Annotated in this window: 9 protein-coding genes and 2 riboswitches; all 9 genes read left to right on the top strand. The window is 72.2% G+C overall.

Translation table 11 applies throughout. The features are described 5' to 3' along the window. Nucleotides 1-290: 290 nt before the first annotated feature. The 9 genes from KS03_RS17575 (at nt 291) to KS03_RS17535 (ending at nt 13,335) form a co-directional block, all read left to right on the top strand. A complete protein-coding gene (locus KS03_RS17575) occupies nt 291-1,343 on the top strand; it encodes an oxidoreductase (protein ID WP_012734209.1) in 1,053 nt (350 codons plus the stop codon). Between the two features lie 219 nt (nt 1,344-1,562). Beyond that, nucleotides 1,563-1,967: a hypothetical protein gene (locus tag KS03_RS17570; protein ID WP_012734208.1), complete on the top strand. Its 405-nt coding sequence runs from the start codon at nt 1,563-1,565 to the stop codon at nt 1,965-1,967. Between the two features lie 592 nt (nt 1,968-2,559). Then, a riboswitch (glycine riboswitch) is annotated at nt 2,560-2,660 on the top strand. 34 nt (nt 2,661-2,694) lie between these two features. Further along, a riboswitch (glycine riboswitch) is annotated at nt 2,695-2,813 on the top strand. A gap of 96 nt (nt 2,814-2,909) precedes the next feature. Next, entirely contained in the window at nt 2,910-4,028 is a 1,119-nt protein-coding gene (gene gcvT, locus KS03_RS17565; protein WP_012734207.1) for a glycine cleavage system aminomethyltransferase GcvT, read from the top strand. 58 nt (nt 4,029-4,086) lie between these two features. Then, nucleotides 4,087-4,467, top strand: coding sequence for a glycine cleavage system protein GcvH (gene gcvH, locus KS03_RS17560; RefSeq protein WP_012734206.1), 381 nt, complete (start codon nt 4,087-4,089; stop codon nt 4,465-4,467). Between the two features lie 61 nt (nt 4,468-4,528). Next, nucleotides 4,529-7,456, top strand: a complete 2,928-nt coding sequence (gcvP, locus tag KS03_RS17555; protein ID WP_012734205.1) for an aminomethyl-transferring glycine dehydrogenase — start codon at nt 4,529-4,531, stop codon at nt 7,454-7,456. Nucleotides 7,457-7,543: 87 nt separating this feature from the next. Beyond that, entirely contained in the window at nt 7,544-8,662 is a 1,119-nt protein-coding gene (locus KS03_RS17550; RefSeq protein WP_012734204.1) for an alginate lyase family protein, read from the top strand. Nucleotides 8,663-8,692: 30 nt separating this feature from the next. Next, nucleotides 8,693-10,081 (top strand): L-serine ammonia-lyase, encoded by a 1,389-nt coding sequence (locus tag KS03_RS17545; protein ID WP_012734203.1) that lies wholly within the window; start codon nt 8,693-8,695, stop codon nt 10,079-10,081. A 249-nt stretch (nt 10,082-10,330) separates the two neighbouring features. After that, nucleotides 10,331-12,052, top strand: coding sequence for a thiamine pyrophosphate-binding protein (locus KS03_RS17540; RefSeq protein WP_012734202.1), 1,722 nt, complete (start codon nt 10,331-10,333; stop codon nt 12,050-12,052). 206 nt (nt 12,053-12,258) lie between these two features. Beyond that, a complete protein-coding gene (locus KS03_RS17535; protein WP_012734201.1) occupies nt 12,259-13,335 on the top strand; it encodes a glycosyltransferase family 9 protein in 1,077 nt (358 codons plus the stop codon). Nucleotides 13,336-13,371 lie beyond the last annotated feature (36 nt).

Here is a 13,371-nt window from a genome sequence, read left to right as displayed (position 1 = left end):
AGGCGCCGGCCGAGCGCGGCCGGCGCAAAACAGCGAAACCGCGCACGGCCCGACGGCGACGGAAACGGCGCGGCGGCGCGGCGGCGCGGACGCGGCGGCGGCCACAACCGGCCGGAACGGCGGCGAACGGTGAGCGGCCTCCCGGTCGCGATCGGTGCGCGCCATGCGCCGCCCGGTGTTCGTGCCCCGCATGCCGTGCCAGAATAGCCGGTCGCGCAGGCCGCCGCGCGCCGGTGGCGCCGGCCTGCAATCGCGCTCCGTTCGATTTCGCACGCTGACAGGATTCGCTCATGACGTCTTTGCTGAAAATTGGTCTGATGGGTTTCGGTTTCGCCGGCGCGACCTTCCACGCCCCGGTGATCGCGCACAGCGGCCGCACCCGGATCGCCGCGATCGCGACCGGGCAGCCGGACAAGGCGCGGGCCGCGTATCCGGGCGCGGCGGTGGTGGCCGATCTCGACGCGCTGCTCGCGCACGGCGAGGTCGAATGCGTGGTGATCGCCACGCCGAACGACACCCACTTCGACCTCGCGCGCCGCGCGCTCGAGGCCGGCAAGCACGTGGTCGTGGACAAGCCGGTCACGCTCGGCTCGGCCGAGGCGCGCACGCTCGCGCGCCTGGCCCGCGAGCGCGGCCTGGTGTTCGCGCCGTTCCACAACCGCCGCTGGGACGGCGATTTCCTCACCGTGCGCGAGCTGGTGGCGGGCGGCGAGCTTGGCCGCATCACCTGGTTCGAATCGCATTTCGATCGCTTCCGCCCGCAGATCCGCCAGCGCTGGCGCGAGGACGCGACGCGCGGCGGCGGCCTGCTGTTCGATCTCGGCCCGCACCTGATCGACCAGGCGCTCACGCTGTTCGGCGCACCCGAGACGGTCAGCGCCACGGTGCGGGCGCGCCGCGACGGGGCGGAGGCGGCCGATCTCGTCCATCTGCTGCTCGGCTATCCCGACAAGGAGGTGCTGCTGCACGCGAGCGCGCTGGCCGCGATCGAGCCGGCGCGCTTCACGATCCTCGGCACGCGCGGCGGCTATCAGAAGTTCGGCCTCGATACGCAGGAGGACCAGCTGAAGGCCGGGCTCACGCCCGACCATGTCGAGTTCGGCGGCGGCAACCCGCCCGGCGTGCTGCGCCTGCTCGACGGCGAGATCGAGACCGAGCGGCCGGTGCCCACGCTCGACGGCCAGTACGCGGAGTTCTATCGCGCGCTGGCCGCCTCGGTGCAGGACGGAGCGCCGTTCCCGGTGGCCGCGCAGGACGCGGTGGACGTGATGGCGATCATCGAGCTGGCCGATCGCAGCGCGCGCGAGGGCCGCCAGCTGCCGTTCGTGCGCGAAACGTTCTGAGCCGCACCGGCGCGGCGCCGGCGGCGTGACAGGCCGGCCGCTCGCGCCGCCGCCGCCAAAAACAATCCGTTACAAAAGCGTCGGGAACTCGCGCCGGACCCAGGCCGGTCTGAAGCATGCTTCCAAAGGCCGGCCCGCAGCTGGCCCCCGCCGGCATCGCGGGGGTGGGCTTGCGGGCCGGCTTTCGCTTCACCGATACGACCATCAGGAGAATGATCCATGCAACGGTTGATCCGCACGGCCGTCGGCGCCGCCCTCGTCGCCTCGCTGGCCGCGTGCGTCGTCACGCCGCCGCCGGCGAAGCGGCCGGTTCCGCGCCCGCGCCCCGCTCAACCGGCCCCCGTCCAGCCGCCTCCGCCGCCGCAGCCAGCCCCGCCGCCGATCGGCGTCGAACGCATGAACGACATCCTCGGCCGGATCGACAGCCTCGGCCGCCGCATCGACACGCGCGTCAACGGCGGCGACTATCCCCCGCCGCAAGGCCAGGCGCTGCATCGCCGGCTCGAAGTGATCCGCCAGGAGGCGACCGACATGGGCGCGCAGCACGGCGGCGGCCTGACCGGCGACGAGCAGCGCGTGCTGAACCAGGAACTCGACACGGCCGCGCGCGCGATCGGCGTCTGAACCCGGCGCGCCACCGGCGGCCCCGCACGCGCGGGTAGGCCGCCGGTGGCGCGCCGCCCCCGACTCTCCGCGTTTGCACGTTCATGGCGCCGCCGCACGGCGGCCCGGACACGCCGCGGGTCGCCCTGCCCGCGGCGCGTGACGCCCAGCCACCGCCCGTTCACCTCGATTCGCCCCGGTTCACGGTGTCGCCGCCGTGCCGGCGGCCGTCGCCCACGAATTGTCCACTGCCGATCCACGGCTTATCCCGGCGTTATCCCCAGCCTTATCCTCAGCCTTATCCCGCGCTTGCCCTGCACTTTTCCCCCGGTTGTCCCCATGCTTTCCCCTGCCGGTCCACCGCTTTTCCCCAGGCTTGTCCACGCATGATCCACCGGCTTTTCCACCGCAGATCGCCGCTTGTCCCTCGTCAGTCCACTGCCTGTCCACCGCTTATCCACGCCCTTGTCCCCAGTCGGCCAGCCCACCGCGGCCGCGCCCGCTCCAGCGCGCCTGCGGGCTGCCCGCCGGCCGCCGCAAGCGGCCGCGCTTGTCGTGACGCGACGCCAATTTGGTCAAATTGACAAGCCATCCGGCCTCGCGTAAATTCGCCGGCACGCGTCGGGAGAGCGCGCGACGGTTTGTCACCAAGCCAGTTGCGCCGCCGAAGGGGCACACCCACAAACTCTCAGGCAAAAGGACCGAACGCGTCGGATCACCCGCGCCGCGCGTTCGCGTTGCGCAACGGAGTTCGGACTCTGGAGAGCGGCAGTAGCCACGTGCATCGGCAGGCTGCCCACCGAAGGGGCGCGCGCGGGCCGGTCACGGCGGCGCAATCTCTCAGGTATCGAGGACAGAGGGGCTGTCACGAGTCGCAGGCGGCATCACGCGCTTGCGCTTCGTCGCATCGCCGTTTTGTTTTCGTGCTCGCCCGCCATGGGCGAGCGCAACCCCGAGGCCCCGATGACCGCACTCAAACACACCCCGCTGCACGCCGCGCACGCCGCGCTCAACGCCCGCATGGTCGATTTCGGCGGCTGGGACATGCCCGTCAACTACGGCTCCCAGCTCGAGGAACATCGCGCCGTGCGCACCGACGCGGGCATGTTCGACGTGTCGCACATGTGCGTCGTCGATTTCCGCGGCGAGCGCGTCCGCGCCTTCTTCGAACACGCGATCGCCAACCACGTCGGCAAGCTGCGCACGCCCGGCAAGGCTCTCTACTCGTGCCTGCTGAACCCGGAAGGCGGCGTGATCGACGACCTGATCGTCTACTACTTCACCGAGAACTTCTTCCGCGTGGTGGTGAACGCCGGCACCGCCGAAAAGGATCTGGCCTGGTTCGCGCACCTGAACGCCGAAGGCAGCTTCGCGCTCGAGATCACGCCGCGCCGCGATCTCGCGATCGTCGCCGTGCAGGGCCCGAACGCACGCGCCAAGGTGTGGGACACGGTGCCGGCCGTGCGTGCCGCCACCAGCGAGCTGAAGCCGTTCAACGCCGCGCAGGTGGCGGACACGCCGTTCGGCGAGCTGACCGTGGCACGCACCGGCTACACCGGCGAGGACGGCTTCGAGATCATCGTGCCGGCCGCCCACGTCGAGGCCCTCTGGCATGCGCTGGCCGCCCGCGGCGTGCGTCCGGCCGGGCTCGGCGCACGCGACACGCTGCGCCTCGAGGCCGGCATGAACCTCTACGGCCAGGACATGGACGACAGCGTCAGCCCGCTCGACGCCGGCCTGGCCTGGACCGTCGACCTCTGCGCGCCGCGCGAGTTCGTCGGCCGCGCCGCGCTCGAGGCCCGCGGCCAGCGCAGCGCCTTCGTCGGCCTGATCCTCGAGAAGGAGAACGGCAAGGCGGGCGGCGTGCTGCGCGCCCACCAGACGGTGCTGACCGAGCACGGCGAGGGCGAGATCACGAGCGGCACGTTCTCGCCCACCATGCAGGAATCGATCGCGTTCGCGCGCGTGCCGGCCGGCGTCGCCGCCGGCGCGACGGTGCAGGTGCGAATCCGGGACAAGAACCTTCCCGCGCGCGTGGTAAAACTCCCGTTCGTGCGCAACGGCAAGGTGCTGGCCGCCTGACGGCCGCCCGCCCTGCGCACGGCATTCAACGCACCCATCACCATCTCAGGAGCATCCGATGAGCAACGTCCCGGCCGATCTGAAGTACACCGACGAACACGAGTGGATCCGCACCGAGGCGGACGGCACGCTGACGATCGGCATCACCGATCACGCGCAAACCACGCTCGGCGACATCGTCTTCCTCGAACTGCCGCAAGTCGGCAAGCACGCCGACGCGGGCGACCCGGTGGGCGTCGTCGAATCGGTGAAAGCCGCCTCGGACATCTACGCACCGGTGTCGGGCGAGATCATCGCCATCAACGAGGATGCCGTCGACACGCCGGAATCGGTCAACCAGGACGCCTACGACGCCTGGCTCTTCAAGGTCAGGCTCGCGCCGGGCGCCAGCACCGGCGCGCTGCTCGACGCCCAGGCCTACAAGAAGCTGATCGACTAACCCTCTGTCCACCCAGGCGGCGCGCCCAGCCACGGCGCGCGCCGCAACCCGCCGGAACGCCATGAAGCTCGAACACCCGGATCACCTGATGAACCGCACGCCCCTCTCGCTCGCCGCGCTCGAAACCCACGACGCGTTCGCCGAACGCCACATCGGGCCCGACGCCGCCAGCCAGCAGGCCATGCTCGACACGCTCGGCTTCGCCTCGCGCGCCGCGCTGATCGACGCGGTGATCCCCGCCGCGATCCGCCGCGCCGAGACGCTGCCGCTCGGCGCGTTCACGCAGCCCAAGAGCGAGGCCGAGGCGCTCGCCGCGCTGCGCGAGCTGGCCGGCAAAAATCAGGTGTTCCGCTCGTTCATCGGCCAGGGTTACTACCATGCGCATACGCCGGCGGTGATCCTGCGCAACGTGCTCGAGAACCCGGCCTGGTACACGGCCTACACGCCGTACCAACCCGAAATTTCGCAGGGGCGCCTCGAGGCACTCCTGAACTTCCAGCAGATGGTGACCGACCTCACCGGCCTCGCGATCGCCAACGCGTCGCTGCTCGACGAGGCGACCGCCGCGGCCGAGGCGATGACGCTGCTGCAGCGCAACGGCAAGCCGAAGTCGAACCGGTTCTTCGTCGCCGACGACGTGCTGCCGCAGACGCTCGAGGTGATCCGCACGCGCGCCGAACCGATCGGCATCGAGGTGGCGACCGGGCCGGCCTCGCAGGCCGCCCAGGCCGATGCGTTCGGCGTGCTGCTGCAATACCCGGGCGTAAACGGCGACGTGCACGACTACCGCGCGCTCGCCGACGCCGTGCATGCCGCAGGCGGCCACGTGGTGGTGGCGGCCGACCTGCTCGCGCTGACGGTGCTCGCGCCGCCGGGCGAATGGGGCGCGGACGTGGCGGTGGGCAACACCCAGCGCTTCGGCGTGCCGGTGGGCTTCGGCGGCCCGCACGCGGCCTACCTCGCGGTGCGCGACGAATTCAAGCGCCAGATGCCGGGGCGCCTGGTGGGCGTGACCGTCGACGCGCAGGGCAAGCCCGCGCTGCGCCTCGCGCTGCAGACGCGCGAGCAGCACATCCGCCGCGAGAAGGCCACCTCGAACGTCTGCACCGCGCAGGCGCTGCTGGCGATCATGGCCAGCTCCTACGCCGTCTACCACGGCCCGCGCGGCCTGAAGACGATCGCGCTGCGCGTGAACCGGATCGCCGCGCTGCTCGACGCGGGCCTCAAGCAGCTCGGCTACGCCACCGTCAACGCCACCTTCTTCGACACGCTGACGATCGAGGCGGGCGAGCGCGCCGCCGCGCTGCACGAAGCCGCGCGCGCCAGGCGCATCAACCTGCGCCATGCCGGCGCGACGCGCGTGGGCGTGTCGATCGACGAAACCACCACGCGCGCCGACCTGGCCGACCTGCTGGCGATCTTCGCCGAGGTGGCGGGCGCCGCGGCGCCCGGCGTCGACGCGCTGGAAGCCGCGCTGCCCGGCCACGCCACGCTGCCGGCCGGCCTCGAGCGCCAGAGCGCCTACCTCACGCACCCGGTGTTCAATCGCCACCATTCCGAAACGGAAATGCTGCGCTACCTGCGCAGCCTGTCCGACAAGGATCTCGCGCTCGACCGTTCGATGATCCCGCTCGGCTCCTGCACCATGAAGCTCAACGCCACCTCGGAGATGCTGCCCGTGACCTGGCCCGAGTTCGGCCAGATCCATCCGTTCGCCCCCGAGGAGCAGACGCTCGGCTATCGCGAGATGATCGCCCAGCTCGAAGCGATGCTGGTGGCCGCCACCGGCTACGCGGCCGTGTCGCTGCAGCCGAATGCGGGCTCGCAGGGCGAGTACGCCGGCCTGTTGATCATCCACGCCTATCACGCCTCGCGCGGCGAGGGCCATCGCGACGTCTGCCTGATCCCGGCCTCGGCGCACGGCACCAACCCGGCCTCGGCGCACATGGCCGGCATGAAGGTGGTGGTGGTGGCCTGCGACGCGCAGGGCAACGTCGACCTGGCCGACCTGAAGGCCAAGGCCGAGCAGCACTCGGCGAACCTCGCGGCGATCATGATCACCTACCCGTCCACCCACGGCGTGTTCGAGCAGAACGTGCGCGAGATTTGCGAGATCGTGCATGCGCACGGCGGCCAGGTCTACGTGGACGGCGCGAACATGAACGCGATGGTCGGCCTGACGGCGCCGGGCCAGTTCGGCGGCGACGTGTCCCACCTGAACCTGCACAAGACGTTCTGCATCCCGCACGGCGGCGGCGGCCCCGGCGTCGGCCCGGTCGCGGTCGGCCCGCACCTCGCGCAATTCCTGCCGAACCAGCGCTCGACCGGCTACGCGCGCGGCGAGCACGGCATCGGCGCCGTGTCGGCCGCGCCGTATGGCTCGGCCTCGATCCTGCCGATCTCGTGGATGTACGTCGCGATGATGGGCGCGCGCAACCTGACGGCCGCCACCGAGGTGGCGATCCTCAACGCGAACTACATTGCCAAGCGCCTCGCGCCGCATTACCCGGTGCTCTACTCGGGCCCCGGCGGCCTGGTCGCGCACGAATGCATTCTCGACCTGCGGCCGATCAAGGAATCGAGCGGCATCACCGTCGACGACGTCGCCAAGCGCCTGATGGACTACGGCTTCCACGCGCCGACCATGAGCTTCCCGGTGCCGGGCACGCTGATGGTCGAGCCGACCGAATCGGAATCGCAGGAGGAGCTGGACCGCTTCATCGACGCGATGATCGCGATCCGCGAGGAAATCCGCGCCGTCGAGGAGGGCCGCGCCGACCGCGAGGACAATCCGCTGCGCCATGCGCCGCACACCGCCGCGGTGGTTACCGCCAACCAGTGGACGCATGCCTACACGCGCGAGCAGGCCGCATTCCCGGTGGCCTCGCTGGCCGGTAACAAGTACTGGCCGCCCGTCGGGCGCGCGGACAACGTCTACGGCGACCGCAACCTGTTCTGCGCGTGCGTGCCGATGTCCGACTACGCCTGAGTCCTGCGCGCCAGGCGGCGCGTTCGCGTTCGCTTCCAAGTCCGGATAACATCACACACCGCCATTCAGCCAATCGAGGAGTTCCGCATGGTGCGTAAGGTGTTTTCGGACAGAGCGCGCGCGCGCGGGCGAACCTGGCGCGCGCTCGCGCCAGCGCTCGCGGCCTGCCTCGCGCTGGCAGCCGCGGCGCAGGCGCGCGCGGCGATGAACTTTTGCGCGGCGCCCGCGCTGCAGAGCAACGAGGTGACCTCGGCCGAGCCGGGCGTGCAGGCGCTGGTGCGCAGCGTCGAGGCGCGCGTCAACGAGCAGCCGAAGGCGCTCGCCCACCTCCATACCGAGGGCCTGCTGCCGCACGAGGGCATTCGCGACGCGAGCGAGGCCGCGCTCAACGACATGGAGCTGATGCGCGACGCGGCGCTTGCCTGGCGCGTGACCAACGACGCGCGCTATCTCGCGCTCGTGAACCGCTTCCTGCTGGCGTGGACGACCACCTACCAGCCCGATTTCAACCCGATCGACGAGACCCGCTTCGAAAGCCTGATCGTGGCCTACGACATGACCGCGAGCACGCTGCCGGTGAAGACGCGCAACGCCGCCGCCGCGTTCATCGACAAGCTCGGGGCCGGCTACGTCGCGCAGATCGAGGCGCAGAAGCGCCCGCTCACGGGCACCTGGCGCAACAACTGGCAGAGCCACCGGATCAAGCTGATCGCGCTGGCCGCCTTCACGCTCGGCGACCGCAAGATGATGAACGCCGCGCAGCGCCTGTTCGTCGAGCACCTGGCCGACAACATCGCCCCCGACGGCACCACGCTCGACTTCACCGAGCGCGACGCCGTGCATTACGCCGTCTACGACCTGCAGCCGCTCGTGACGGCCGCGCTCGCCGCGCGGCGCTTCAACCGCAACTGGCTGCGCGAGCGCGGCGCCAACGGCGCGACGCTCGAGGCCGCGCTCGACTGGCTGGTGCCATATGCACGCGGCGAGAAGACCCACGAGGAGTTCGTGAACTCCACGGTGGGGTTCGACGCGAAGCGCCGCGAGGCCGGCCTGCCCGGCTACTCGGGGCCATGGTCGCCGAAGAACGCCACCGAACTGTTCTACCTGGCGGCCCGCCTGGACGGCCGCTACACCCGCGTCGCGCAGCTGCTCGCGCCGCAGCCGCCCGCCTGGGTGGCCGCGTGCCTGCCGCTGCCGGCCCGTTAACCCCGCATCCCCCGAATCACAGGAAACCCCATGGCAGTCAGCGTGTTCGATCTTTTCAAAATCGGGATTGGCCCGTCCAGCTCGCACACGGTGGGACCGATGCGCGCCGCGCTGATGTTCGTCCAGGGCCTCGAGCGCGACGAGCTGCTCGAGCGCACCGCCACCGTGAAGGTCGACCTGTACGGCTCGCTCGGCGCGACCGGCAAGGGCCACGGCACCGACCGCGGCGTGATGCTGGGACTGATGGGCGACGCGCCCGATACGGTCGACCCCGACACCATCGACGCGCGGCTCGCCGAGGTGCGCGACACGCGCAAGCTCGCGCTGCTGGGCCGCCATCCGGTGCCGTTCGTGCTCAAGGAGCAGATCGGCTTCTACCGGCAGGCGCTGCCCGAGCATCCGAACGCGATGACGCTGCGCGCGCGCGACGCGGCCGGCGCGCCGCTGCGCGAGACCACCTACCTGTCGGTGGGCGGCGGCTTCGTGGTGACGGCCGGCGCGCCGAACACCAAGGTGCTGAGCGCGGCCGAGCAGATGCCCTACCCGTTTCGCACCAGCGCCGAGCTGCTCGCGCTGACCGCCAGCACCGGCAAGTCGATCGCGCAGCTGATGTGGGACAACGAGCGCGCCTGGCACGACGAGGCCGCCACGCGCGCCGGCCTGCTGAAGATCTGGGAGGTGATGCAGTCGTGCGTGTCGCGCGGCTGCGGGATCGGCAACCCCGACGCGCACGGCACGCTGCCCGGCCCGTTCCAGGTCAAGCGCCGCGCGCCGCAGCTGTATCGCACGCTGACGGGCAATCCCGAGCTGGCGCTGCGCGACCCGCTCTCGATGATCGACTGGATCAACCTCTACGCGATCGCCGTGAACGAGGAAAACGCCGCCGGCGGCCGGGTGGTGACGGCGCCCACCAACGGCGCGGCCGGCATCATCCCCGCCGTGCTGCACTACTACATGCGCTTCACGCCCGGCGCGAACGAGCAGGGCGTGATCGACTTCCTGATGACGGCCGCCGCGATCGGCATCCTCTACAAGCTCAACGCGTCGATCTCGGGCGCCGAGGTGGGCTGCCAGGGCGAGGTGGGGGTGGCCTGCTCGATGGCCGCCGGCGCGCTGGCCGCCGTGCTGGGCGGCACGCCGCGCCAGGTCGAGAACGCCGCCGAGATCGGCATGGAACACAACCTCGGGCTGACTTGCGACCCGGTGGGCGGGATGGTGCAGATCCCCTGCATCGAGCGCAACGCGATGGCCTCGGTGAAGGCCGTCAACGCCGCGCGCATGGCGCTGCGCGGCGACGGCAGCCACTACGTGTCGCTCGACTCGGTGATCAAGACCATGCGCGAGACGGGCGCCGACATGAAGACGAAGTACAAGGAAACCTCGCGCGGCGGGCTCGCGGTGAACATCGTCGAGTGCTGAGCGCCGCCGGCGCGCCGCGCGCGCCGGTGTGAGGCGCTGCGGCGTCCCGCGGCCCGGGCCGCGCCTGCCTGCGGCCCGCCGCCTTCCGCGCGGCCTGCCTTGCGGCGGCGCCTGGCGCCGCGCTTGCCCTGCCGGGCCGCCCCCCTGCCTCGCCTCCGCCGCGTTTGCGGGGCGTCCCGCGCTGCTCCGCCACGCCCCCGCGCATCCGGCGTAAGCTATCCGTCCCGCCACCGAGGGAGCCCGCCAGTCATGTCGATCGTCCCGGAGTCCGCCGTCCCCGCCGCCAGCGCCAGCGTCACCGGCGCCCGCCTGCTCGTCGAGGCCCTGCTCGCGAACCGCGTCGAGCGCGTGTTCTGCGTACCCGGCGAGAGCTTTCTCGCCGTGCTCGACGCGCTGGCCGACGAAACCGAACGGATCGGCACCGTCGTCTGCCGCCACGAGGCCGCCGCCGCGCACATGGCCGAGGCGGTCGGCAAGCTGACCGGCCGGCCCGGCATCGCGCTCGTCACGCGCGGCCCCGGCGCCACCCACGCGTCGATCGGCGTCCACACCGCGTTCCAGGATTCCACGCCGATGATCCTGCTGGTCGGCCAGTGCGCGCGCGGGCATCTCGACCGCGAGGCGTTCCAGGAGATCGACTACCGCCGCATGTTCGGCGAACTCGCCAAGTGGGTCGCGCAGATCGACGACGCGCGCCGCATCCCCGAATATCTGAGCCATGCGTTCCACCTCGCCACTTCGGGCCGGCCCGGCCCGGTGGTGCTCGCGCTGCCCGAGGACGTGCTGTCCGAGCCCTGCGCGCCGCAGCCGGCGCCGCCGGCGGCCAAGCGGATCGCCGCCGCACCGTCCGAGGCGCAGCTCGCCGAGCTGCGCGAGCGGCTCGCGCGCGCCGAGCGGCCGATGGTGATCGCGGGCGGCAGCGGCTGGAGCGTGGACGCCTGCGCCGACCTGCGCCGCTTCGCCGAGGCCTGGCAGCTGCCGGTGGCCTGCGCGTTCCGCTATCAGGACTGCTTCGACAACGAGCATCCGCTCTACGCCGGCGACGTCGGGCTCGGCATCAACCCCGCGCTCGCGCGGCGCATCCACGCGGCGGACCTGCTGCTCGTGCTCGGCCCCCGGCTCGGCGAAGCCACCACCGGCGGCTACGTGCTGCTGGAGATCCCGAAGACGCGGCAGACGCTGGTCCACGTTCACCAGGGCGCCGACGAACTGGGGCGCGTCTACGCCGCCGACCTGCCGATCGTCTCGGGCATGCCCGAAATCGCGTCCCGGCTGGCCGCGCTCGCCCCGCCCGAGCGGCTGCCGTGGGCCGGCAGCGCGGCCGAGGCGCACGCGGCCTGCCTCGCGTGGCGCCGGCCGCTGCCGATGCCGGGCCGCGTCCAGCTCGGCGAGATCATCCAGCAGCTGCGCGAGCGGCTGCCGCACGACGCGATCGTCACCAACGGCGCCGGCAATTACGCGATCTGGCTGCACCGCCACTACGCCTACCGGCAGTTCCGCTCGCAGCTCGCCCCCACCAGCGGCGCGATGGGCTACGGGGTGCCGGCCGCGCTCGCCGCGAAATCGCTCTATCCGCAGCGCGTGGCCGTGGCGCTGGCCGGCGACGGCTGCTTCATGATGGCCGGCAACGAACTCGCCACCGCGATGCAGTACGGGCTCGCGATCGTCGTGATCGTCGTCAACAACGGCCATTTCGGCACGATCCGCATGCATCAGGAGCGTCATTACCCGCACCGCGTCCACGGCACCGCACTGACCAATCCCGATTTCGCCGCCTACGCACGCGCGTTCGGCGCGCACGGCGAGACCGTGGTCGAGACCGCCGGCTTCCTGCCGGCGCTCGAGCGCGCGCTGGCGAGCGGGCTGCCCGCGCTGATCGAGATCCGGGTCCCGCAGGAGGCCTGCACGCCGGCCGCGACGCTCGAGCAGATCCGCGAACAGGGGCGGCGCGCGCGCGGCGAGGCGCCGTGAGGCGGCGCGACGGCGCGCCGGCCGGGCCGCCGCCGCCGGCCGGACGAGGCGCCCGCCCTGGTCCGCCCCTCTCGCCCGCCCCGCTCGCCCGCCGCGCCGCGCGCGCGGCCGCTCACCCGGCGCGGCGCCCCGAATCACGCGCGCGGCGCTAACATCGACGGCGAACGCGCCGGGCCGCCGGCGCCGCCCCGAGGAACACACCGCCCATGCAATCCAACGCGCCCGCCGGCCCAGCCGCGCCGAGCCTGCCCGACGCGCTGCGCCACCCCGGCACGCTGCTCAACCCCGAGCGCCTGCTCGTCGCGCCCTACGACCTGGAACTGGCGGGCCATGCGCCGGCCGGCCACGTCGCGGCCAGCCAGGCCGACGCCGGCATCCTCAACGCGGCCGAACGGCCGTTCCGGCTCGACTATGCTCGGCTCGAGGAAATCCACGTGATCAACGGCATGGGCGTCGCGCTCGGCGATTCGATCATCGGGTTGACCGCGCTGGCCGCGTTGCGCGCCGCGCATCCGGCGCTGCGCATCGTGCTGTACCGGCCGGCGCGTCTGGCGGCCCACGTCGAGGCGCTGTACCGGCTCGCCGGCGGCGAGCCCGCGGCGCCGCGCACGCTGCCCTGGCCGCTCGACGCGCTGCCGCGGGCGGCCACGCGCATCGACGTCGGCAACCAGCTCTATCGGCCCGCGTTCGCGGCGCTGCCGATGATCGACTACTTCCTCGACGCGCTCGGCGCCGATCCGGGCTCGATCCCGGCCGCCGCCAAGCGCAACCGGTGGCTCGCGCGGCTGCCCCTGCCCGCGCTGCCGCCGGGCTGGCGCCGGCGGCCCTACGCGCTGCTGTGCGCCAACGCGAGCACGCCGCTGCGCAGCATCCCGGCGGCCGAACGCGCCGCGCTCGTGGCGCGCATCGCACGGCGCTACGGGCTGCCGGTGGCCGGCTTCGGCCCGGTCGAGCATCGCGACTACACCGACGTGTCCGCGCTGTCGCCCGACACCGCCGCCTATCTCGCCTGGGTCCGCGACGCGCGCCTGCTGGTCGGCGCCGACAGCTCGGCGATCCATGTCGCCGACGGCTTCGGGGTGCCCACGCTGGCCTGCTTCACGAGCATCGCGCCCGAGCTGCGCGTGCGCGACTATCCGCACTGCGTGGCGGCCCGCCTCGAGGTGCCTGCCGCCCTGCGCGACCGGCACGCGAGCGACGAGCCGGCCCACCTCGCCGCCGTGGCGGCGGCCTATCGCGCCTTCGACTGGGACGCGGTCGCGTGGCCGCGGGCGCGCGACTGAAGCGCCGCATTGCCGGTCAAGCGGCAGGCAGCGCAG

It is taken from the genome of Burkholderia glumae LMG 2196 = ATCC 33617 (assembly GCF_000960995.1).
In the GTDB taxonomy this organism is placed as follows: Bacteria; Pseudomonadota; Gammaproteobacteria; order Burkholderiales; family Burkholderiaceae; genus Burkholderia; species Burkholderia glumae.
This window is presented reverse-complemented; position numbering and strand designations above follow the sequence as displayed.